19 protein-coding genes and 1 riboswitch are annotated in these 21,990 nt (G+C 37.8%); of the genes, 8 read left to right on the forward strand and 11 right to left on the reverse strand.

The window, feature by feature from the left end:
- Positions 1–31: 31 nt before the first annotated feature.
- The gene (locus CBW18_RS10685) at positions 32–1,111 is read left to right on the forward strand and encodes a 3-oxoacyl-ACP synthase III family protein (protein WP_088301261.1); all 1,080 of its coding nucleotides are present in this window, start codon (positions 32–34) and stop codon (positions 1,109–1,111) included.
- On the opposite strand, the gene CBW18_RS10690 is transcribed toward CBW18_RS10685, so the two are convergent.
- The 5 genes from CBW18_RS10690 to CBW18_RS10710 all read right to left on the reverse strand — a co-directional run bounded on the left by CBW18_RS10690 (position 1,108) and on the right by CBW18_RS10710 (position 5,404).
- Positions 1,108–2,598, reverse strand: a complete 1,491-nt coding sequence (locus CBW18_RS10690; RefSeq protein ID WP_088301262.1) for a tol-pal system YbgF family protein — start codon at positions 2,596–2,598, stop codon at positions 1,108–1,110. The two genes, CBW18_RS10685 and CBW18_RS10690, sit on opposite strands and share 4 nt — an antisense overlap.
- Positions 2,599–2,750: 152 nt before the next feature.
- Positions 2,751–3,494, reverse strand: a complete 744-nt coding sequence (locus tag CBW18_RS10695; protein ID WP_088301263.1) for a zinc ribbon domain-containing protein — start codon at positions 3,492–3,494, stop codon at positions 2,751–2,753.
- The gene (locus tag CBW18_RS10700) at positions 3,494–4,591 is read right to left on the reverse strand and encodes a Nif3-like dinuclear metal center hexameric protein (RefSeq protein ID WP_088301264.1); all 1,098 of its coding nucleotides are present in this window, start codon (positions 4,589–4,591) and stop codon (positions 3,494–3,496) included. Before CBW18_RS10700 ends, CBW18_RS10695 begins: the two co-directional genes overlap by 1 nt.
- A 133-nt stretch (positions 4,592–4,724) precedes the next feature.
- Positions 4,725–5,096: a TM2 domain-containing protein gene (locus tag CBW18_RS10705; RefSeq protein ID WP_029281553.1), complete on the reverse strand. Its 372-nt coding sequence runs from the start codon at positions 5,094–5,096 to the stop codon at positions 4,725–4,727.
- Positions 5,097–5,101: 5 nt separating this feature from the next.
- A complete protein-coding gene (locus CBW18_RS10710) occupies positions 5,102–5,404 on the reverse strand; it encodes a DUF2752 domain-containing protein (protein ID WP_088301265.1) in 303 nt (100 codons plus the stop codon).
- Between the two features lie 183 nt (positions 5,405–5,587).
- Here CBW18_RS10710 and mfd point away from each other — a divergent pair, with 183 nt between their 5' ends.
- The 3 genes from mfd to CBW18_RS10725 all read left to right on the forward strand — a co-directional run bounded on the left by mfd (position 5,588) and on the right by CBW18_RS10725 (position 10,371).
- The gene (mfd, locus tag CBW18_RS10715; RefSeq protein ID WP_088301266.1) at positions 5,588–8,926 is read left to right on the forward strand and encodes a transcription-repair coupling factor; all 3,339 of its coding nucleotides are present in this window, start codon (positions 5,588–5,590) and stop codon (positions 8,924–8,926) included.
- A gap of 90 nt (positions 8,927–9,016) precedes the next feature.
- On the forward strand, positions 9,017–10,153 hold the full coding sequence (locus tag CBW18_RS10720; protein WP_088301267.1) for an ATP-binding protein: 1,137 nt from the start codon (positions 9,017–9,019) through the stop codon (positions 10,151–10,153).
- Positions 10,153–10,371, forward strand: coding sequence for a DUF3820 family protein (locus tag CBW18_RS10725; protein WP_029281561.1), 219 nt, complete (start codon positions 10,153–10,155; stop codon positions 10,369–10,371). Before CBW18_RS10720 ends, CBW18_RS10725 begins: the two co-directional genes overlap by 1 nt.
- A gap of 162 nt (positions 10,372–10,533) precedes the next feature.
- Here CBW18_RS10725 and CBW18_RS10730 read toward each other — a convergent pair whose 3' ends face one another.
- Together CBW18_RS10730 and CBW18_RS10735 are read right to left on the reverse strand one after the other, a co-directional pair.
- On the reverse strand, positions 10,534–11,250 hold the full coding sequence (locus CBW18_RS10730; RefSeq protein ID WP_088301268.1) for a DsbA family protein: 717 nt from the start codon (positions 11,248–11,250) through the stop codon (positions 10,534–10,536).
- Between the two features lie 92 nt (positions 11,251–11,342).
- Positions 11,343–14,024: a M14 metallopeptidase family protein gene (locus tag CBW18_RS10735; RefSeq protein ID WP_253249005.1), complete on the reverse strand. Its 2,682-nt coding sequence runs from the start codon at positions 14,022–14,024 to the stop codon at positions 11,343–11,345.
- Positions 14,025–14,242: 218 nt separating this feature from the next.
- Positions 14,243–14,447, forward strand: a riboswitch (cobalamin riboswitch).
- A 197-nt stretch (positions 14,448–14,644) separates the two neighbouring features.
- On the opposite strand from CBW18_RS10735, the gene metE reads away from it, so the two are divergent.
- Complete coding sequence (gene metE / locus CBW18_RS10740) at positions 14,645–16,903, forward strand: 5-methyltetrahydropteroyltriglutamate--homocysteine S-methyltransferase (protein ID WP_371566697.1); 2,259 nt, start codon at positions 14,645–14,647, stop codon at positions 16,901–16,903.
- Positions 16,904–17,106: 203 nt separating this feature from the next.
- Positions 17,107–17,493: an acyl-CoA thioesterase gene (locus CBW18_RS10745; protein ID WP_088301270.1), complete on the forward strand. Its 387-nt coding sequence runs from the start codon at positions 17,107–17,109 to the stop codon at positions 17,491–17,493.
- An 89-nt stretch (positions 17,494–17,582) separates the two neighbouring features.
- On the opposite strand, the gene CBW18_RS10750 is transcribed toward CBW18_RS10745, so the two are convergent.
- The 3 genes from CBW18_RS10750 to CBW18_RS10760 are packed head-to-tail and all read right to left on the reverse strand — an operon-like array spanning position 17,583 to position 19,551.
- Positions 17,583–18,392: a phosphatidate cytidylyltransferase gene (locus CBW18_RS10750; RefSeq protein WP_088301271.1), complete on the reverse strand. Its 810-nt coding sequence runs from the start codon at positions 18,390–18,392 to the stop codon at positions 17,583–17,585.
- A 45-nt stretch (positions 18,393–18,437) separates the two neighbouring features.
- Complete coding sequence (locus CBW18_RS10755; RefSeq protein WP_088301272.1) at positions 18,438–18,644, reverse strand: putative signal transducing protein; 207 nt, start codon at positions 18,642–18,644, stop codon at positions 18,438–18,440.
- The gene (locus CBW18_RS10760) at positions 18,625–19,551 is read right to left on the reverse strand and encodes a CPBP family intramembrane glutamic endopeptidase (RefSeq protein WP_088301273.1); all 927 of its coding nucleotides are present in this window, start codon (positions 19,549–19,551) and stop codon (positions 18,625–18,627) included. The genes CBW18_RS10755 and CBW18_RS10760 overlap by 20 nt, the downstream gene beginning before the upstream one ends.
- A gap of 43 nt (positions 19,552–19,594) precedes the next feature.
- On the opposite strand from CBW18_RS10760, the gene dusB reads away from it, so the two are divergent.
- Positions 19,595–20,602, forward strand: coding sequence for a tRNA dihydrouridine synthase DusB (dusB, locus tag CBW18_RS10765; protein WP_088301274.1), 1,008 nt, complete (start codon positions 19,595–19,597; stop codon positions 20,600–20,602).
- Between the two features lie 35 nt (positions 20,603–20,637).
- Positions 20,638–21,024, forward strand: coding sequence for a Co2+/Mg2+ efflux protein ApaG (apaG, locus tag CBW18_RS10770; protein WP_088301275.1), 387 nt, complete (start codon positions 20,638–20,640; stop codon positions 21,022–21,024).
- 130 nt (positions 21,025–21,154) lie between these two features.
- Here apaG and CBW18_RS10775 read toward each other — a convergent pair whose 3' ends face one another.
- Positions 21,155–21,850, reverse strand: coding sequence for a zinc metallopeptidase (locus CBW18_RS10775; protein WP_088301276.1), 696 nt, complete (start codon positions 21,848–21,850; stop codon positions 21,155–21,157).
- Positions 21,851–21,990 lie beyond the last annotated feature (140 nt).

Consider the following 21,990-nt stretch of genomic DNA (forward strand, 5'->3'; position numbering starts at 1 on the left):
CATACCGTTTTAGTATGCGGTATTATAATTTATGAGCAAAGTAATAAATACAGTAATAACCGGTACGGGAAGTTATATTCCTGACCATATAATTTCTGGTAACGAATTCCTGAATTCGACTTTTTTTGAGAACGGAAATCGTATTGATAAAGATCCTGCAGAGATTATTCACAAGTTCTCTGAGATTACAGAAATCATAGAACGAAGATACGTTGGTGAAGAGCTGTTAAGCAATCATATTGGCGCAAAAGCTGCAGAAAAGGCCATTGAAAATGCAGGTATTGATAAGGAAACATTAGACTACATTATCTTTTGTCATAACTTCGGAGACATTCCATTAGGCAGCAACAGAACAGATATTTTGCCGTCACTCGCTGCAAAGGTAAAACAACAGCTGGGGATTTTAAATCCAGATTGTGTTGCTTATGACATCATCTTTGGCTGTCCGGGTTGGGTACAGGGTGCTATACAGGCCGATTATTTTATTAAAAGCGGAGATGCCAAAAAGGTAATGGTAATTGGTGCAGAAACGTTGAGCAGAATCATTGATCCACACGACCGTGATAGTATGATTTTTTCAGATGGTGCAGGTGCAGTCATTTTTGAAGGAAAAGAAGAAGAGACGCAAAAGAAAGGGATCATCGCACATAAAACAGAAACCCATGCTGTTAACTATGGTAATTTACTCACGATGGGCAAAGGCGCACATCCGGAAGAAACAAATGGCAATTACTATTTGAAGATGAATGGTCGTAAATTATATGAATTTGCTGTCGTTCAGGTTCCGCAAGTCATCAAAAAGGCTATTGATAAGGCCGGATTAAGTGTAGAAGATGTAAACATTGTATTTGTTCACCAGGCAAATGGCAAAATGGATACCGCCATAATGAAACGTTTATTTAAACTTTATGGCAAAGATACCGTTCCGGAAAACCTGGTACCTATGACCATTTCGTGGTTAGGCAACAGTTCCGTTGCCACCGTGCCTACCTTGCTGGATCTGGTTTTAAAAGAGGAGGTTAAAGGATATAAAGTTAAAGCAGGAGACGTTGCCGTTTTCGCTTCAGTGGGTGCAGGAATGCACATTAATGCATTTGTATATCGGTTTTAATTAGCCAGCCTTTTTAAACCTGCTTTCGCCTGGCTTTCAATGCTGTTTTCATATTCGTGATTTTTCATGGCTATGGCCGTATTGAAAGCCTCTTTTGCTTTTACAGCATTCTTCTTTTTCTCATAAATTTTGCCCATTTGCACGGCAGAATTTGCCGCGAAATAATACTTTAAGCCTTTACCCTGGTTAATGGCGGATTGGTAATAAACCAATGCCTGATCATCTTTATTTAACCCATCATAAACCCTGCCTAATCGATAATTAAATTCAGCTTTGTCTTTTTCACTTGCATAATCTGCGGTTTGCCTGTCAGCCAGTACCTGCAGGGCTTTGGTTAAGTATCCTCCATCAAATAATAACCTGGTTTTCAGGAGATCAACAGGTGGCAAAGGTGCCGCTGCCTCATTTTTAGCTTGCTTATCTTTTTCCGTAAAGAGGTAACCGTTGTTTATAGCTTTAGCCACAAATGTATTATACCCGGCTTTATCACCTTTTAAAAGCGAAATCCATGCAAGATGAAGATTGGCATCTTTAATATAATTCACTCCCTTATTCGACTGTAAAAAGCGGTTAAAATAAATACCCGCATTAAGATCTAATTTATTGAGATGAGCGAGACCCTCCAGATAATCAAGATAAGGAAAGGACTGATAAACCCCGCTTTCCGGCTTTTTAGCTAAAATTTGAATGGCTTCGTCGTTATGTGCATTTTTCAAACAAACATAACCTTGTAGATAGCTTTTTAAAAGACTGGTATCTGCGATGCGCTCCGTATATTTCATTGTTTTGGCATAAGCAGACGGACTATGGGCCACATCACTAAGTACGTAAGCATAATAAAAAACCACTTCATCATAAAATGGCTCATAGGTAGATTTAGGCAGATTATCTGCAAGTTTTTCAAACATATTCAGCCCTGTTTCAAGGTTTCCTTTAATACCAAAAGCAGATAAGGCTGTCTTTAATGCACCATCGGGCAGATTTCCTAAAACGGCATTGATTAAACCGAGACCTTTAAAGTTGAGTTGAAAATCCGGGAATTTCCTGGCGTTTTCCTGAAGGTAGCTATTGGCTTTCTTCACTTCCATCGCCGCATTAAAAAACTCTCCAAAACGGCCCCGAATTAAAGCCCATTGTAAATTTATTTCAGCCTGTGCATAAAGATAATATGGTGATTTTTTGTCATCGTCACTAATTTGATCTAAACGTACAGATTTATTACCCTTAAGCCGATCAAAATCAGCTTTGCTTTCTGATGTAACCAGTGTAAAATAATCAACATAGTTTTCCAGCAGTGGAATAATGGAATTATTGGGGTGCTGTTTTTTTTCGGTAGAGATGTAAGCCCTGGCATTACCCAGTTTTAGTTCAAAAATACTTTTATACGCCTTCAGACAATTGCTGTTAAAATCAAAGTTCGCAAATAGAGAGGTAGACGGAAATATTAACAGAGCAGAAAGAATAATGAAACGCTGTGTCTTAGTCATTTGATATGATATACGTTTGGATGAATTGATGTTTGGATCGTGTAAACTTAAATAAGAACTAAACGTTGAAATGTTATTCTTGTTTTGCGTATAAAATAAAAAACGCCCCGATATTCTCGGGACGTTTTTATAATCTTTATTAAAGGTGCTGATTAGCCTTCTGCAACTTCATGTGTTAAAGCCTCATCAACCAATATACGGCCACAGTGCTCGCAAACGATAATTTTCTTACGTTGACGGATATCCAGCTGACGTTGAGGAGGAATCTGGTTAAAGCATCCTGAGCATGAATCACGATCGATGGTTACAACAGCCAAACCGTTAACTGCGTTTTTGCGCAAACGTTTGTAAGCCACCAATAAACGCTCCTCAATTTGAGGCTCTGCTTTATCCGCTTTCTTTTGTAAATCCTGTTCTTCTTTTTCAGTTTCAGCAGTGATTACGTCAAGTTCGCTCTTTTTAACTTCTAAATCTTTTTTCCTTCCTTCCAATTCTGCTTTTGCAGCTTCATAGATTTCTGTTTTAGAAGTAATTTCAAAACCGTGTTCCTTAATTTTTTTCTCAGAAACCTGAATATCTAAACCTTGAATCTCAATCTCTTTGGTTAAAGCATCGTATTCACGGTTGTTTTTAACTTCTTTTAATTGAGTATCGTATTTTTTGATGGCAGACTGGGCGTCTTTTATTGTGTTTTTACGCGTTACGATAGAATCTTCCAGGTCATCAAGTTCGGCCTTAATTTTTGAAATTCTGGTTTCTAATCCTAGAACATCATCTTCTAAGTCGGCAACTTCCATCGGTAACTCGCCACGTACCTGACGGATTTTATCAATTTTAGTGTGGATATTTTGTAATTCGTATAAAGCTTTTAGCTTTTGTTCTACGGTTTGTTCCATTAAAACAAGTAATTTATGGGGTTTGTATTTTGCTCCGTTAAACGGATTGCAAAGTTAGTAAATTTTTTCTGAATAATTTCAAGCAATAAATTGGATGTAAATTGTTCAGTTTCAAAGTGTCCGATGTCGGCAATGATGATTTTTTCTTCTGCATCAAAAAACTCATGATATTTAAAATCTGCAGTGATAAAAGCATCGGCCCCGGCAGCAATCGCCTCCTTTAAAAGGAAACTCCCCGAACCACCGCATACAGCCACTTTTTTAATTCTTTTTCCAATTACTTCCGTGTGCCTAACTACTTTAGCCTGCATACGATCCTTTACCAAATGCAAAAAATCATAGCCATCCATATCGTACTCCAGCCAGCCCATCATGCCAGAACCAACCAGTTGATGTTTGTTCTCAAGCTGGTAAATATCGTAAGCCACCTCTTCATAAGGGTGATTTTCAAATAACGCCACTAAAATTTTTCTTTCCGCTTGTGTGGGATAAACCATTTCAATCCGCACTTCCGGTTCGCGGTGACGAATACCTTTTTCTCCAACAAACGGATCGGCATCTTCATTTCCTTTGAATGTTCCAAAACCATCGGCATTAAAGCTGCACTCGCTATAGTTTCCAATGTTTCCCGCACCGGCATAAAACAATGCCGACCGCAATTGCTCTGCCTGTGCATGTGGACAATAAGTCACCAGTTTTTTTAATAAGCCTGTTTTAGGCGAAAGCACCTTCGTTCCCGTTAGGCCTAAACGTTCACAAATTCGGGCATTGACGCCGGTATGAATGCTGTCAAGATTGGTATGAATGGCATATAAGGCAATATTATTTTTGATGGCCTTAAGCACAACGCGTTCTACATAGTTTTTACCATTAAGTTTTTTCAGGCCTTTAAAAATGATGGGATGATGGGTAATGATCAGGTTACAGCCTGTAGAAATAGCTTCATCTACAATGGATTCGATGCAATCTAAAGCAACCAGGGCAGCACGAATCTCCATTTTAGGATCGCCAACAATTAATCCCGCATTATCATAGTCTTCCTGATAATTCAAAGGGGCAATGCTTTCCAGGTAATTCGTTATTTCTGATAATCTCATGGTATAAATATAGAAATTTTAGGGTTTCTGTTTGAAAGTAAAATATTTTAGAACCTGACAAAAAACGAAAAGTCCGCAAAACCGATTTTTCTTCGGATGCGGACTTTGAATTTCTGCCGGGATTTCTCGATGTTTATTGAAATCCGCCACCCATTCTTACCATTTGTAAACTTTCGAAAACCGCTTTCTGGTTGTATTCAAATGCCAGGCTTTTATGGTTAATTACATCTACAATGGTTCCAATCATACACAAACCACCAGTAAAGAAGTATAAAATACCCATTCCGATTTGTCCGATGACGAATCTGTGTATTCCGGCGAAGCCTACAAAACCGATTAAGGCCAGTAATAAAATTTCTGATGGTTGTTTTCTTCTGCTGCCGTAAATCATTAAAAAATTGCGGAGCTGTTGTTCATTTAAGCCTGTTGTGGCTTGTTGCAAATAGGCATATTCTTCTGGCGTTATACCTGGTAACGACATTAAAGGTGATTGAAATATATCCATGGTTTCTATGTATTTAAGGTTAAAGTTTTAAATTTTCTCTTATTTCTGATTAATATATATATTCTATAAACTATAATTAAAAGTGCCGGAAATCCGAACCAATGTTCAGCGAAACTTTCGGCAAAATCGCCATGAAAAATATGGCTGATTGACCTGCCCAATCCACATCCCGGACACCAGCCCTGGTAGCCTAAATTAGCCAACGGACAAAGTGTAAAGTGATGCTCATGACCATTTGCTGTTGCCAGTAACACTAAAGCCATCACCCAGAACATGAGTTCTAACGGGAAGTTTTTAATGTATTTCATGCTTTCAATTTATGTATTTTAGAGGATTTGAAACTTGCTTTGTTACACGGATGGGTGCCTATTCGACAAACTGCAGATATAATCCGACGAATCCGTACCTGCACCCGAACAAACTTGCACAAACTTAAAAAACCTTTAACAAAATTGCGGGTTAATATTAAAGATTAAGCTTATTTTTGTGCCTTGAACATTCGTGATTTAATAAACAGATATAAAACCGACGATCGGGTAACAGCGTTTACCAAAGCGTTAAATAGTACTAAAAGCCCGAAGATACAATTAAAGGGATTGGTAGGTTCTGCCGACGCCATTGTAGCACTTTCTTCTTACTTTTTACTTCATAAACCCATACTTTTTATTCTTCCGGATAGGGAGGAGGCAGCTTATTTTCAATCTGACCTGGAGAGCGTTTTGGATAAACAGGTTTTATTATTTCCTTCATCATACCGTAAATCTTTTGATTTTACCCAGGTAGATACCGCCAATGTATTGGCTCGTGCGGAAGTACTAAATGAACTTAACCACGATTCGGAGTATGGAAAAATTGTGGTTTCCTATCCAGAAGCCATCGCCGAAAAGGTGATTGATCGCTCTGCGTTAGAGAAAAACACATTGGAAATTAGCCTCGGTGCTAAACTGGGCATTGATTTTATTAATGAATTTTTAATCGATTATGATTTCGACAGGCGTGATTTTGTTTATGAGCCCGGGCAATTCTCTATCCGTGGTGGTATTGTAGATATCTTTTCTTTTTCTTCAGATTTACCTTTCCGGATTGAGTTTTTTGGCGATGAGGTAGAAAGTATCCGCAGCTTTGAAATTGAAAGTCAGCTTTCGGTAAATAGTGTTAAATCGCTTACCATTGTTCCAAATGTACAAGCTAAATTCTTAACCGAAAGTAACATCAGCATCCTCGATTATATCGATCGGGATACACAGCTTTGGCTTAAAGATGTAGAGTTTACCCTAGATATTGTAAAAGCCGGTTATAAAAAAGCCGTAGAACTTTGGAAGGCACTTCCACTGGCAGATAAAAATCAGAATCCCGAATGGATTGATCCAAAATTTGCTTTCAGTGATGAAAAACTTTTGGGCGATCATTTGCATGACTTTCCTTTAGTGGAATTTGGGAAGCAGTTTTTTTATAAAACAGACGATCGGTTTGAGTTTGAAACCAAACCGCAGCCATCATTTAATAAGGATTTTAACTTACTGATTCATAACCTCAAAGAAAATGAAAAAGAAGGGATTGTCAATTTTATTTTTACTGATTCTCCGAAACAAATTGAACGTTTATATGCCATTTTGGATGACATAGATAAATCGGCTAAATTCACACCGATTAACAGCATGTTGCGCGAAGGCTTTGTTGATCCTCAAATTCAAACGGCTTTTTATACCGATCATCAGATTTTTGACCGTTACTATAAATACAAGCTTAAAAAGGGTTATCAGAAAAGTCAGGCCATTACACTTAAAGATTTACGCGAGTTAAAATCTGGTGATTATGTTACCCATATTGATCATGGTATTGGAAAATATGCCGGATTAGAAAAGGTGGAAGTAAATGGCAAAACGCAGGAAATGATTCGTTTAATCTATGCCGATAATGATTTGCTTTATGTGAACATTAACTCACTCAACCGTATTGCCAAATACAGCGGAAAGGAGAGTGGTGTACCAAAAATGAATAAACTCGGTACTGACGCCTGGGACAAGCTCAAAAAAACCACAAAAAAAAAAGTTAAAGACATTGCCCGCGATCTGATTAAGCTTTATGCATTGCGAAAAACACAGGCCGGAACCGCTTTCTCTCCCGATGGTTATTTACAAACTGAACTAGAGGCTTCATTTATTTATGAAGATACGCCCGATCAGCTCAAAGCTACCCAGGATGTGAAAAAGGATATGGAAGCACCACATCCGATGGATCGTTTAGTTTGTGGTGATGTGGGTTTTGGAAAAACAGAAATTGCTGTTCGTGCAGCATTTAAAGCAGTTGCAGAAGGGAAGCAGGCTGCTATCCTAGTTCCTACCACCATTTTAGCGTTGCAACATTTTAAAACTTTCTCTTCAAGGTTGAAGGATTTTCCGGTTACGGTAGATTATATTAACCGTTTTAAGACCAATAAACAGATCAAAGATACACTGGCAGAAGCCGCAGCCGGCAAGGTTGATATTCTGATTGGTACCCATCGTTTACTGAGTAAGGATGTGAAGTTCAAAGACCTGGGCATCATGATTATTGATGAAGAACAGAAATTTGGCGTAACTGCGAAAGAGCGTTTAAAAGCCGTTCGTGTAAATGTAGATACTTTAACGCTAACTGCTACACCAATTCCAAGAACACTACACTTTTCATTAATGGGCGCTAGGGATTTATCCATCATCAGCACGCCACCGCCAAACCGCCAACCGGTAAGTACCGAGCTTCATGTTTTTAATGATAAATTGATTCAGGAAGCTGTTCAGTTTGAATTAGACCGCGGCGGACAGGTTTTCTTCATTCACAATCGTGTAAATGATTTAATGCAACTGGGCGGAATGATTCAAAAACTTGTACCAAAAGCCAGAATTGGTATTGCCCATGGAAAATTAGATGGCGATGCGCTGGAAGATGTAATGCTTGATTTTATCAATGGTGAAAAAGATGTTTTGGTTGCAACCACAATTATTGAGGCAGGGTTGGACATTCCGAATGCCAATACCATCATCATCAATCATGCACACATGTTTGGCCTGAGCGATTTACACCAGATGCGTGGACGTGTAGGCAGGAGCAATAAAAAGGCTTTCTGCTACTTATTGTCACCACCGCTTTCTACCTTAACTTCTGAAGCCAGAAAACGCTTAAGCGCAATTGAAGAATTTTCTGACCTGGGGAGTGGATTTAATGTTGCCATGCGCGATTTGGATATTCGCGGTAGCGGAAACTTACTAGGGGCTGAACAAAGTGGTTTTATCGCCGAAATTGGTTTTGAAATGTACCATAAAATTTTAGATGAAGCCATTCAGGAACTGAAAGAAGCAGAATTTAAAGGCTTGTTTGAGAATGAGCCAGAACGGCCATTTGTTGGCTTTACGCAGGTAGATACAGACTTGGAGCTATATATTCCTGATGCCTACATTACCAATATTACTGAACGTTATAACCTATATACAGAGCTTTCTAAATTAAGCAATGAAACTGAACTGGCCATTTTTGAAAAACATTTAGCCGATCGTTTTGGTCCGGTTCCGCCACAGGTAAAAACCATGTTAAGTGTGGTGCGTTTGCAATGGTTTGGAAAGAAACTTGGCTTCGAGAAAATTAGCTTTAAGAAAAATAGCCTGCGAGGGTATTTCTTAAGTGATAAACAATCGAAGTATTTTGACTCCAATACTTTTACCAGAATTTTAACTTTCGCTCAGAATCACCCAAGAATGTGCAACTTGAAAGAAGTTAAAAATACTTTGCGCATTGCATTTGATAACGTAAGTACGGTTGAAGAAGCCATTCAAACTTTAGAACTCATTGATTAAAAACGTTAATTCAGTCAGCCGACTGACTGAATTAACGTTAATTCAGTCAGCCGACTGACTGAATTAACAAAATTTACCTATATTTGGATTATGCAAAGTCAAATTTCCAGATATTTAAAATCAACAATTCTCCATAAAATAGGAAAGAATAAAGTGATTTTACTTTTCGGAACAAGAAGGGTTGGCAAAACATGGCTGATTGAACAAATCACCGCTGAAGCAAATATTGAATATATTTTTTTAAACGGAGAGGATCAGGATATTCAAACCTTACTTGCTACCAGAACTACAGCTAACTATAAAAGAATTTTAGGAAATAGTAAATTATTGGTCATTGATGAAGCACAGGTGATTCCTGACATTGGCAAAATTTTAAAGTTGCTAATTGACAGCTTTAAAGATTTGACGATTATAGCGAGTGGTTCATCAGCATTTGACCTCTCTAATCAAACCGGTGAACCGCTTACAGGCAGAAGTATAACCTACTATTTGTATCCGATTGCGCAATTAGAATTAGCACCAGGTGAAAATGGCTTACAAACTGCTCAAAATCTGGAAGAGCGGTTGATTTTTGGTTCATATCCTGAAATATTTCAATTGGAAACGTTGGCAGAAAAATCTCAATACCTAACAGAATTAGTAAAATCATATTTGTTAAAGGATATTTTGATCTATGAAAACATTCAAAACAGTAATAAACTATTTGATCTGTTAAAGCTTATTGCCCTGCAAATTGGTTCAGAGGTTTCAATAGATGAGCTTTCCAGATCATTAGGAATCAGCAAAAATACTGTTGACCGTTATCTTGATTTGCTTTCGAAGGTATTTATTATTTATAAAATTGGCGGATATAGCAACAACCTCCGTAAAGAGGTTACCAAATCTTCGAAATGGTATTTTTACGATAATGGTATCCGGAATGCAATTATCAATGATTTTAGATTATTATCACTTCGGAATGATCAGGGTATTTTATGGGAAAACTATGGGTTTAGTGAACGGATTAAAAAAACCAACTACGAACAACAGGGTGCTCAGTATTATTTCTGGAGAACATATGACCAGCAGGAAATTGATTTAATTGAAACTAAAAATGGAGAGATGGTGGCAGTAGACTTTAAATGGAGTAATCAAAAAAAGAAAATACCTGGTTTTTTTGCTAAAAACTATCCACACGCCTCATTTTCTATCATTAACAAAGAAAACTATTTAGATTTTATACTTTAATGGATCCTACCTTATTACTCGATTTAGTCAAAATGCAAATGCCTTATGGCAAGTATAAAGGCTATCTAATCTGCAATATCCCCGAAAGCTACCTGCTCTGGTATAAAGACAAAGGCTTTCCGAAAGGCAAATTAGGCGATTTAATGGCTACCATGTTCGAAATACGGGTGAATGGCTTGGAATATCTGTTAACGCCTTTGAAAAATCAGCAGCAGTAAATTAAGCGTAATTACTTAATCAATCATCATCCTGAGCGTAATCTAATTTATTAATAGATGCTGAAGTAAATTCAACATGAAGAGGTTCATAATATTCCCGCAGATCAAAATGATTTACGCAGAAAAATCTACATTGATCAGTGTAATCTGCGGGAAACAAACCTATATTTCACATCCATTTTCATCGCAAATGGCATCATCATTTTTATTTAATGAAGTAAGCGTAGTTTTAGGCTGAGTGGCTTTCCATTCTGTAAAACTTTGGGTAAGCGCATCAGTAAAAGCTTCCACAGGTTGTGCTCCGGAAATCCCATATTTTCTATCCATCACAAAATAAGGAACACCACGAATGCCTAAATTCTGGCTTTCATAAATATCATAACGAACAGCTTCGCTAAATTGATCTCCTTTTAAAACCTCTTCTACCTCGGCCTTTTCTAAACCTATTTCCTCAGCAAGATCTATCAAAACTGATAAATCATCAATGTTCTGACTATTTATAAAATGAGCTTCAAACAATTTTTCTTCAGCCTGATCTTGCAAACCGTGTTTGGCGGCCAAATGAATTAGTCTGTGTGCATTAAAAGTATTAGCCGGAATATTTGCATCAAAATCGAGTTTTAAACCTGCATTTGCAGCCATATCAGCAACTTGTTTCGTCATTTGCTTTGCCTGTTCAATCGGCATTCCTTTACTTCTAGAAAGGTAATCGTACACCGTTTCATTGTTTGTATTGTGATATTCAGGATTTAGCTGATAACTTTTCCAATCTACCGTGATCTCATTTTTAAAAGGCAATTTTTCTATGGCCTGCTCAAAATGACGCTTACCAATATAGCAAAACGGACACATTACATCCGACCAGATTTCTACTTTCATGAAATAAAAATAACTACTTTATAAGAATGCTTAGTAAGCAGAAAGTAAAAAGGCCCACAATATAAAGGATACCGATCTGCTCAATCAATTTTCTATTTATACAACTGATTAAAAATCAATTTAAAGGTTCCATGGGTTTGTGCCCTAAAGGCTATTTCCGGACCAAAAGCCAGTAACTTTCCTTTTCCTACATTTGCCTCAAAAGCTGTTACACCATCCTGCAAATAAGCCTGACCCCAGGCCCAACCGCTGCGCAAAGGTGCAGCAGATTTAAACCACATCAATGGTTTAATTTTTCCAGCGGTAATGGCATCTCCAGTTAATTTAAAAACCGGACTATTATCAAAATACACATCCGCATCATTTTCCATTCCCCAGTTAGCAGGTTGTTTGGGATCTAATTCAACCTGCAGAACACTTCCAGGTACATAATATTTCTCTGCCGGGAGTTTCTTTTCTTCGCCATTTACAATCTCCATTATGGCGTTGCGAACTGGTAAGTTTAAATGATAAGCCAGATTTGTACTGCTGCCAATGGTTACAATATTTCCCCCTTCTTCTAAGAATTGCTTTAATTGAGGTATAGATTTATCTGCGGTAATCCTACCTAAACGATTTCTGTATGCCAAAGGAATATCTTCTGCTTTAGGCCCGAAAGCTCTTGAGCCGAAGCCACCACCCTGTAGTGCCGGAATTGCGCCACCAACGAAAATAATTACATCATATTTAGATTTTAAACTTCCTGCATCAATATCCTGCGGATAAATAACGGTAGCATGGTAATGATACTGCTCCATAATAAAACGCATCCAACCGGATGCCATTGATCCACCATAATTATCCCATAAGGCAATTCTTGAAGCAGAAATTTTCGTTTTATCTTTTGGAATAGTCGCAGATTTTAATTTCACATTCGCCTTTTCCAAAACAGATTTTCCGGCAGAAGAAACATAAAAATCTCCGTTTTCCTTCGAACGGTAAACCTCTACTTTATTTTTCAATAGATCATTAACAGCGGTATAAGAATCATTTTGTGCAGCACTTAATATATAACTTTTTCCAGTGAGCTTATTTTCAGGAACCAGTAACTTACCATATGGATTTTTTTCAAATGGTCCGCTAAAATCATCCTGGATACGGTCGAATTTTACGTCCATTAAATAAGCCAATGTCCATCCGGCAGCATCATAGGGTGGTATAGGGGCACCACCTTCATATTTGAAATCATTCGGGTGATCTTGTGGCTCAAACATATCTAATACATGTGGCCTAAAAGCTTGGTCAGTTTTAACCACATAACTCCCGGTAGGATATTTTTTCCCGGCAACAGTAAATGGAGCAGTTGCTTTGTGCACAATAATTCCTGTTCTTATCAGCGCATTCAAAAATTTGATCGCCGTATTAAAATCAGCCTGATCAGCAGATAGGATATACCCTCTTGCATCTCTGTTTGCCGGTGCCTTCATCACGGTATCAAAATATTTTACACTCATCATTTGTCTGGAGCCAAAATCATACTCACCAACATCTGCAGTATTCGATCCGCCTTTTTTTGCTGCCGCATTAATGGCTTCAATCTTTTTAGGTGAAAAAGACCAGGTATCCTTCTTACCTTTTTCAATTGAATTTCTGCCCATTTGATAAATATTAAAAAGCAATTCGTCTGCATGTCGCTGCGCATAATTTAATACAGCGTAATTTAGAGAAACAGAATAGTCAATGGAGTTTTTAAAAAACCATTTCCGGGGAGTAACCGGGTTAGGTGAATCACTGTTTGGCAATAACCTTGAAGGTACTAACGGGATTTCTGATGGTGTCGGACTACCAACAATCTCCGTCAGTAAACCAACCATATTATGAAAATAAGTGGTTGTCCTCAACCCACCATTATACCAGGTTGAAAACACTGAACCTCCACGTTGTGTATAACCAGGCTTTCCTTCTACATTTAATCTGGTATGCATGGCCGCCCCAACCGCATCTAAACTGGTTAAGAGTGTAGCATCGAAAACATAATTGAAAGGATCGCGATAGGGTGGCCCAGCGACAACAGTTCCGGCAGGGCCTGCCTGATGATGGTTATACATAATCTGCGGAATCCATTCTACAAAAAGCTGTCTACCAATGTTTTGGCTTTCCTTCAAATTCAGCATAAAAAAATCCCGGTTATTATCGTGCCCGGCATATTTTTCATAAAGAACAGGTAAACCAGATAACACTCTCTTTGCAGGATCTTTTTCACGCATGTACCAGTTACTCACCAATTCCTGCCCATCAGGATTGGCATGGGTAAATAAAATAATTACATTTTCAAGAATTTTAGTGGTTTCAGGATCCGTTTTAGAAGCAAATTCATAAGCAGTTTGAATCAACTGATGTGCACCAACGGTTTCAGTTGCATGTAAACCACCATCAATCCAAACCACTGCCTTTCCTTCCCGAGATAGTGCTTTTGCCTGCTCAGTTGTAATTTCTGCATGGGCAAGCTGTTGCGAAATTTCTTTGTAACGATCCAGCTTTTGAAGGTTCTCAGGTGAAGAAACAATCAGCATATACTGATTTCTTCCCTCTTCAGTTTTGCCAATATCAACCAGTTTCACACGCTTAGATGTTTCGGCTAATTTTTTAAAGTAAGCCTCGGTTTGCGTATAGGTAGCCAACTGGTAATTATCGCCGATATCAAAACCAAAATGTGATTTTGGAGAAGGTACTTCCTGCGCAAAAGCACTGCCGTTTACGATTAGAAAAGCCAGGAATAGCTTTCTAAATTGCATTTTAATCATAGTTTAGGTTGGTTTGTTGGATGCTCAAATATAATAGCGAAAAGAATGTAAAAACAGAGTGCCGTAAATTTGTTACACGACATCTTTTACCAAAAAATAGCTAAGTTTTTTTGACTTTTATATTTTGAAAACAGAATAATATTTGTTTCCTGTTACAATTACTGCGTGTTAATAAATACATTTGTATTGATGCAAGTTCTTAACTTTATTTTTCATCAACCGATATCGGTTTTACTTAGCTGTAGATTAAAAGGGAATCGTGTGCAAATCACGAGCTGTCGCGCAACTGTAAATTCTGTCTTTTAAAATAAAGACAACGGTTTTATCAATAATGCCACTGTTCTGTTTTTCGGGATGGGAAGGCGATAAAACCGGGAATAAGTCAGGAGACCTGCCAGATATCAAATTGACGGTGCTTTCGCGTAAAAAAGCAACAGGTCAGGTCTGATAGGTTCACAATAAAATTAACCATTATTAAAATTTGCTTTAAGCTTTTGGCTGATGAGTGGGTTTTATATGCCCCTGCCTTTCCTTTTCATTTTTTACAGAAATCATTATAGAATATTGCTTGAGGACTTTTAAACGATTTATTTACTTAATCTTTAAAAGAAATGCTAACGCAAAACCTAGGCTATCCGCGAATTGGTAGCCACCGCGAATTAAAGAAAATCTGCGAAAATTACTGGGCAGGTAAAACGGGCTACAAAAATGTACTTCAGGTAGGAAAAAACATCCGCCACGAGAATTGGAAACTTCAGCAGGAAACCGGAATTAACCTCATTCCTTCGAATGATTTCTCTTTCTATGATCATGTGCTGGATCATTCGTTAACTTTTGGTGCCATTCCGAAGAGGTATAACGAAGTGATTTTAAAAAAGGGAAACACTGAGCTGGATCTCTATTTCGCCATGGCCAGGGGCTATCAGAAAGATGGGCTGGATGTGGTTGCTATGGAAATGACCAAATGGTTCGACACCAACTACCATTATATTGTTCCTGAATTTCATAAAGAACAACCTTTCAAACTTTTCTCCACCAAAATAATTGATGAATTTTATGAGGCCAAGCAACTGGGGATCATCACAAAACCGGTTTTAATTGGCCCGGTTACTTACCTTTTGTTGGGTAAAGAAAAAGAAAGTGGTTTCGAAAAGATTGATTTAATTAAAAACCTGCTTCCTGTTTATCTGGAAATTTTAGCCCGTTTGGATGCTTTGGATGTTGAATATATTCAATTTGATGAACCTTTTCTGGCTTTAGATTTATCAGAAAAGGAACAGAAAGCATATGAATATGCCTATAAGGAAATTCGGAAAGCCTTTCCAAGAATCAAGCTGGTTCTTGCAACATACTTTGAAGGTCTTGGTAATAACCTGGCGTTAACCACATCACTTCAGGTAAATGTTTTACACATAGATTTGGTAAGGGCTGAAAATCAACTGGCTGAGGTATTGCCTCAACTTAAAGAAAATACCATCCTTTCATTAGGTGTTGTAGATGGTAGAAACATCTGGAAAAACGATTTTGAACATTCCATCGCTGTGATTAATCAAGCTATTGAGAAAATAGGCACAGAACGTGTCTGGATTGCACCATCATGTTCTTTAATCCATGCTCCGGTTGATTTGGAAAATGAGACCAATGAAGAAAATTTAACTGCTGAAGTAAAACAATGGCTGGCTTTTGCTAAACAGAAAGTAACCGAAATTGTAACCCTGAAAAAGCTGATCTTGAACGAAGGCCCTGCATCTACCCTGCAAAAACTAGAGGAAAACAAAAAGGCTTTAAACAACAGAAAAACATCTACCTCTATCCACAATCCTATAGTAAAAGAACGCGTAGCCAATTTAAAGACTGAAGATTCAGAACGTAAAAGTCCTTTTTCTCTGAGAAAAATTAAGCAGCAACAACTTAATTTACCAAAGTATTCTACAACAACAATTGGTTCATTTCCGCAAACAGCAGAAGTAAGAAGCTGGAGGGCTAAGTTTAAAAATGGAACTTTTACGGAAGATGAATACAATACACTTATAGCCGAAGAAACTGCAAAGGCAGTAAAATGGCAGGAGGAAATAGACCTTGATGTTCTGGTACATGGTGAATTTGAACGCAATGATATGGTTGAATATTTTGGCGAGCAGCTGGAAGGTTTTGCCTTCTCGAAAAATGGCTGGGTACAAAGCTATGGCTCCCGTTGCGTAAAACCGCCCATAATTTATGGTGATATTTCACGCCCGGAGCCTATGACAGTGAAATGGACATCGTATGCGCAAACTTTAACATCCAAATACATGAAAGGGATGTTAACCGGACCAGTAACTATTTTACAATGGTCCTTTGTGCGTAATGATCAGCCACGGTCAGAAACCTGTACGCAAATTGCATTGGCCATCAGGGATGAGGTTGTCGACCTGGAAAATGCGGGGATTAAAATTATTCAGATTGACGAGCCCGCTATCAGAGAAGGTTTACCTTTAAGGAAGAAAGACTGGCAGACTTATTTGAACTGGGCTGTAAATGCCTTTAAAATTTCTGCAAGCGGTGTTAAGGATGAAACACAAATTCATACACACATGTGTTACTCTGAATTTAACGATATTATTCAAAACATAGCAGATATGGATGCTGATGTAATTACTATTGAAACTTCGAGATCCCAAATGGAGCTTTTAGATGCTTTTGCCACCTTTAAATATCCGAATGAAATTGGCCCTGGAGTTTATGATATTCACTCTCCACGCGTACCTAAAAGGGAAGAAATGGTTCATTTACTTAAAAAAGCGAAGGCTGTTATTCCTGGAGATCAGCTTTGGGTAAATCCAGATTGCGGATTAAAAACCCGTGGTGGGTTGAAACCAAAAAAGCCCTGATCGAAATGGTGGAAGCCGCTAAAGAAATGCGTAAAAATGAAGATGTTTTAAGCACAGCCACACAAAACTAATTCATTTTTACCATACCCGTGTGGTCGATCAGGCAAAGAAACACGATCGTTTTCTCTAAAATAAAACCTTACTTTGACAACTTTTTAAGAAAGAAAGTTGTCAAAGCTTTTTACACCCTTTATATTTAACCCATGACCTTAGAAGAAAGAATCGAAAATTCAAAAACCAGTATTTTTAAAGCCGTTTTTCCAAATACAACAAACCATTATGATACCCTTTTTGGTGGTACCGCCATGCATTTAATGGACGAAGTGGCATTTATCACGGCTACAAGATTCAGCAGGCAAATAATGGTAACCGTAAGCAGCGACAGAATCGACTTTAAGAAACCAATTCCGGCAGGAACCATTATTGAATTGGTAGGAAAAGTAAATCATGTAGGCAATACCAGTTTAAAGGTGAATGTAGAAATTTACATTGAGCAAATGTATGCAGAAGGAAGAGAGTTGGCCGTACATGGCGATTTTACCTTTGTAGCGATTGATGAATACAAAAAACCAGTTCAGGTGATTAAATAAAGCTTTATTTTACCATATAAGTGCTATAGTAAAACCCATTAACCTTATATTTTTCTTATATGGTTTATACTATATAAAATCCAAATGGTTTAATACAAAATCAGGTACAAATAAGCATAAACCACTGGTGCGGCTAATAATAACCCATCAAAACGATCTAACAAGCCACCATGGCCGGGCAATAATCCACCACTATCTTTAGTATCTAGACTTCTCTTCAGCATAGATTCTACCAGGTCTCCGAGTGTGCCAAAGCTGGCTATTAATATGGCCATTCCAGCCCAAACCCATGATGGATTTTCGGTAAATAAAAATGACAAACCATACGCTACCAAAACGCTGGTAAACATTCCCCCAAAAAAACCTTCCCAACTCTTCTTTGGGGAATGACGTTCAAATAATTTGCGCTTACCATATTTTACACCAAAAAGATAGGCACCCGTATCATTAGCCCAAAGCATCAATAAAAAAGCCAGCGGAAAATGAAAATTGTATTCACTCCAGTTTTTTAAAAACCCTAAAGCGTGGAAAAAACAGAAAGGAATGGTTACATATACAAACCCTACAAATGTATAGGAGATATTGGCAAATGGAATTTTGTTCTTCTTGTAAAGTTCTGTGATAAAGACAGAAAAAACTAATGGAATACAAAGCAGAAGATATTTAACATCATATTTTAGATAATGCAAACCAGCCGCCATCAAAAATATCAATGCTCCGGCAATTAAACCAATATTACGGTGAGGCCGGATTCCTGAATTTTTAATTAGCTTATAAAACTCAAAAAGAGATAAAATACTTAATACTAAATAAAATATGGTGAAGGCATAACTTCCTAAAAAGATGGAGCCTAACATTACAATAGTAAAAAAGAAAGCGGTTATTGCCCTTGTTTTCATTTGTGATAGTGGGTAAAAGGTGTAGAACTTAAGGTCTTATTACTATTATTCAATTTCGTTTTCAACGATGTATTCAATGGCCTTGTTAAAATCGTCCTTACTCACCAACACATGGATTTCACCTAAATGGTAGGCAGATAATTGCTTATTTATTGTAACCGCCGGAATACCAGCCTCAGTTAATCCTTGTTTTAATACCTCTGCTGCAAATGCATCGGAAGTTGTATAAACTTTAATCCAGTTTTCGCTCACGTTCTGCTTTGTTTTTAAAAAAGTTAAACAAAGCTATGGTAATTATTGCACTAATTAAGTAACCATACAACGGAAATCCAATAGGTTCATCTGCTTTATCCATTGGCATATTATGCTTTTGCATATAAAATGCAGTGCAAACAGCATATGCATTATTAATGAAATGCGCCAGCATAGCATACCAAAGGCTACCACTAAAATAGTATAAATAACCAAAGCCTGCGCCTAAAAGCATCCGTGGGATAAAGCCGTAAAACTGAACATGTATGGCACTGAAAATAATGGCTGATAACCAGATTGCAGTGTGCGGATTATTAAAAGCCCTGTTTAGTGATCTTTGCACACCTCCGCGAAACACCAGTTCTTCACCGATAGCAGGCAGAACTGCAATCATGATTAAATTAACTACAAAATCGAAATTGTTCCTTACGGTGAGGAGTTTAATTGTAATCCCCATCGCAGCATCTTCTTTCTCCTTCATCCATTGCTCAATTCCTTTTAAAAATTCAGGCAAGATCATCTTTTGGTTCCAGATTACTGTCCATTCCATTAATGGCATACTGGCGATCATAATCAGGAAAACCAAAATAATCAGCGGAAATTTTGGTTTACCAAGCCCATAAAATTTAGCTACCTTTTGTTTCTCCGTGAGGGCCAGGGCTATTCCTGGCACAATAAAGGTTCCTATTGAGGAAAAAATTTGCATGACTTTCAACCCATTCAGATATGACGGTTCACCCGCTAAAAGTGCATCTACATTACTAATCAAATTTGTACCATACATTAAGAAGGCAATCACTAATCCAATTAACGCAAAAACCAGTCCGCCAGCAATTCCGTAAAATAGAAGTAAAAGTAATTGTAAAAAGGGATTGATTTCTTCCTTATTAGGTGTTACAAAATTCATTATTTGTACTTTTGTATGTATTATTAATCGTTGAAGATAGAAAATGTCTGTTAAGATAGGAAATATAGATTTAGGTGAATTCCCATTATTGCTTGCCCCGATGGAGGATGTGAGTGATCCACCATTTCGTTATGTATGTAAAAAGAATGGTGCGGATTTAATGTACACTGAATTTATTTCTTCTGAAGGCTTAATTCGTGATGCGGCAAAAAGCAGGCAGAAATTAGACATTTTTGAGTATGAAAGGCCGATAGGCATCCAGATTTTTGGAGGTGACATTGACCACATGCGTGAAGCTTCGGAAATTGCGTCGGCTGCAGGACCAGATCTGGTCGATATTAACTATGGCTGCCCGGTTAAAAATGTGGTTTGCAAAGGCGCCGGCTCAAGCTTGCTTCGGGATATTGATAAAATGGTTAAAATGACAGAGGCTGTTGTTAAGGCTTCACATTTACCAGTTACTGTAAAAACCCGCTTAGGTTGGGATGATGACAGTAAAAATGTTTATGAAGTGGCTGAGCGACTTCAGGACGTTGGTATTCAAGCTTTAACCATTCATGGCAGAACAAGAGCACAGCTTTACAAGGGCGAAGCAGACTGGTCATTAATCCGGGAAATTAAGCGTAATCCCAGAATTAAAATTCCGATTTTTGGTAATGGTGATGTGGATAGCCCTGAAAAGGCCGCTAACTGGCGTATGGAATATGAGGTAGATGGCATTATGATTGGCAGAGCTGCCATTGGTTATCCATGGATTTTCAGAGAGGTAAAGCACTTTTTTAAAACCGGAGAACATTTACCTGGCCCTACCATTGAGGAAAGAATTGAAGTATGCAGAACACATCTGGATAAATCGTTGGAATGGAAAGGTCCTAAAACCGGAATTTTTGAAATGAGGAGGCATTACGCCAATTACTTTAAAGGCTTGCCTGACTTTAAACCTTACCGCATGCGTTTAGTGGCAGAACCTGATATTCAAAACATTTATAGCATTTTGGAAGAAGTGGCAGAAAAATTTGCCAGTTATGATGCCACTAAAGTACTGGCCTGATTTTTGAAAAGTTTTTTATACATTCGTATATTACCATGGTTACAGCAATTACAGATGGAGTTAAAGTTTCAGTAGAAACGATTTACCAGCCAGAATATTCCAATCCGGCTAATGAACATTTTATGTTTGCTTATCGGGTAGAAATCGCTAATCTTTCTGATTATGCCGTTCAATTATTACGTCGACAATGGTTTATTTTTGATTCCAATAGTAGCCGAAGAGAAGTTGAAGGCGAGGGCGTTGTAGGTTTACAGCCTGTGATTCAGCCAGGGAATACCCACGTATATGTTTCAGGATGTAATTTAAAAACAGATATGGGTAGCATGAAGGGTGCCTATCTGATGAAACGAGATGTAGATGGTTCAGAGTTTGAAGTGAATATTCCTGAATTCCAGTTGGTTGCCCCTTACAAATTGAATTAATTTAATTTTCAACAGATAAAATATCATTATTTTTTATAGAAACGTTAAGGCTGTTCCCTTTGGTTCAGATCATTAAACAAAAACGGCCGGAATTGATTCCCGACCGTATGTACTTTTATAATCTGATATTTTAATCCCTGCCTCTTCCAAATAACATGGACGCATAATAAAGAAGGTTGGCTAAGGCACCAACTGCTGCCACTACATAAGTCATGGCTGCCCACCACAATGCATCTTTAGCCTGCCTGTTTTCTTCCTGCGTTTGCATAACACCCTGATTATTTTTTAACCAGGCCAATGCACGGTTACTGGCATCAAACTCTACCGGAAGGGTTATAATACTGAATACTGTAACCAAGGCCAGTCCTAAAACACCAATGGCCAAAACAATTGGTGTAACATTAACAACCAATAGCATAACACCAATTAATAAAACCCATTGCAACAGATTAGATGAAATACTAACCAAAGGTACCATAGTACTTCTTAAGTTAAGCCAGGAGTAAGATTTGGCATGTTGAACCGCATGTCCACATTCATGTGCGGCTACAGCGGCCGCGGCAACACTGCGGCTGTAATATACATCTGTACTTAGATTTACGGTTCTATCTGATGGATTATAATGATCGGTTAATTGTCCTTCGGTGCTCATCACTTTCACATCGTAAATTCCATTATCATGCAGCATTCTTTCTGCTACCTCCTTGCCCGATAAACCAGAGCTGATTTGCATTTCGGCATACTGAGAAAATTTATTTCTAAATCGCCATTGTACAAACATGCTCAGCAATAATACCGGGATGATTAATATTAAATAAACTCCCATTTTTTTGTATGTTTTTCATTTAACTGTATATCAAAAAGCGTTCCCCATTTATTTAATGCGATAAATACTAAATACATAGCTTATCAAGCATGCTTTTAATAACCCGAAAAATATTTCATTTTTTAAATCAGATATGATTT

The sequence above is a fragment of the Pedobacter sp. AJM genome (genome assembly GCF_002197755.1).
In the GTDB taxonomy this organism is placed as follows: Bacteria; Bacteroidota; Bacteroidia; order Sphingobacteriales; family Sphingobacteriaceae; genus Pedobacter.

Bases quoted from the DNA above. Each gene is read 5' to 3' on its own strand.
- CBW18_RS10685 (WP_088301261.1), top strand. From the start codon at position 32: ATGAGCAAAGTAATAAATACAGTAATAACCGGTACGGGAAGTTATATT.
- CBW18_RS10690 (WP_088301262.1), bottom strand. From the start codon at position 2,598: ATGACTAAGACACAGCGTTTCATTATTCTTTCTGCTCTGTTAATATTT.
- CBW18_RS10695 (WP_088301263.1), bottom strand. From the start codon at position 3,494: ATGGAACAAACCGTAGAACAAAAGCTAAAAGCTTTATACGAATTACAA.
- CBW18_RS10700 (WP_088301264.1), bottom strand. From the start codon at position 4,591: ATGAGATTATCAGAAATAACGAATTACCTGGAAAGCATTGCCCCTTTG.
- CBW18_RS10705 (WP_029281553.1), bottom strand. From the start codon at position 5,096: ATGGATATATTTCAATCACCTTTAATGTCGTTACCAGGTATAACGCCA.
- CBW18_RS10710 (WP_088301265.1), bottom strand. From the start codon at position 5,404: ATGAAATACATTAAAAACTTCCCGTTAGAACTCATGTTCTGGGTGATG.
- CBW18_RS10720 (WP_088301267.1), top strand. From the start codon at position 9,017: ATGCAAAGTCAAATTTCCAGATATTTAAAATCAACAATTCTCCATAAA.
- CBW18_RS10725 (WP_029281561.1), top strand. From the start codon at position 10,153: ATGGATCCTACCTTATTACTCGATTTAGTCAAAATGCAAATGCCTTAT.
- CBW18_RS10730 (WP_088301268.1), bottom strand. From the start codon at position 11,250: ATGAAAGTAGAAATCTGGTCGGATGTAATGTGTCCGTTTTGCTATATT.
- CBW18_RS10735 (WP_253249005.1), bottom strand. From the start codon at position 14,024: ATGCAATTTAGAAAGCTATTCCTGGCTTTTCTAATCGTAAACGGCAGT.
- metE (WP_371566697.1), top strand. From the start codon at position 14,645: ATGCTAACGCAAAACCTAGGCTATCCGCGAATTGGTAGCCACCGCGAA.
- CBW18_RS10745 (WP_088301270.1), top strand. From the start codon at position 17,107: ATGACCTTAGAAGAAAGAATCGAAAATTCAAAAACCAGTATTTTTAAA.
- CBW18_RS10750 (WP_088301271.1), bottom strand. From the start codon at position 18,392: ATGAAAACAAGGGCAATAACCGCTTTCTTTTTTACTATTGTAATGTTA.
- CBW18_RS10760 (WP_088301273.1), bottom strand. From the start codon at position 19,551: ATGAATTTTGTAACACCTAATAAGGAAGAAATCAATCCCTTTTTACAA.
- dusB (WP_088301274.1), top strand. From the start codon at position 19,595: ATGTCTGTTAAGATAGGAAATATAGATTTAGGTGAATTCCCATTATTG.
- apaG (WP_088301275.1), top strand. From the start codon at position 20,638: ATGGTTACAGCAATTACAGATGGAGTTAAAGTTTCAGTAGAAACGATT.
- CBW18_RS10775 (WP_088301276.1), bottom strand. From the start codon at position 21,850: ATGGGAGTTTATTTAATATTAATCATCCCGGTATTATTGCTGAGCATG.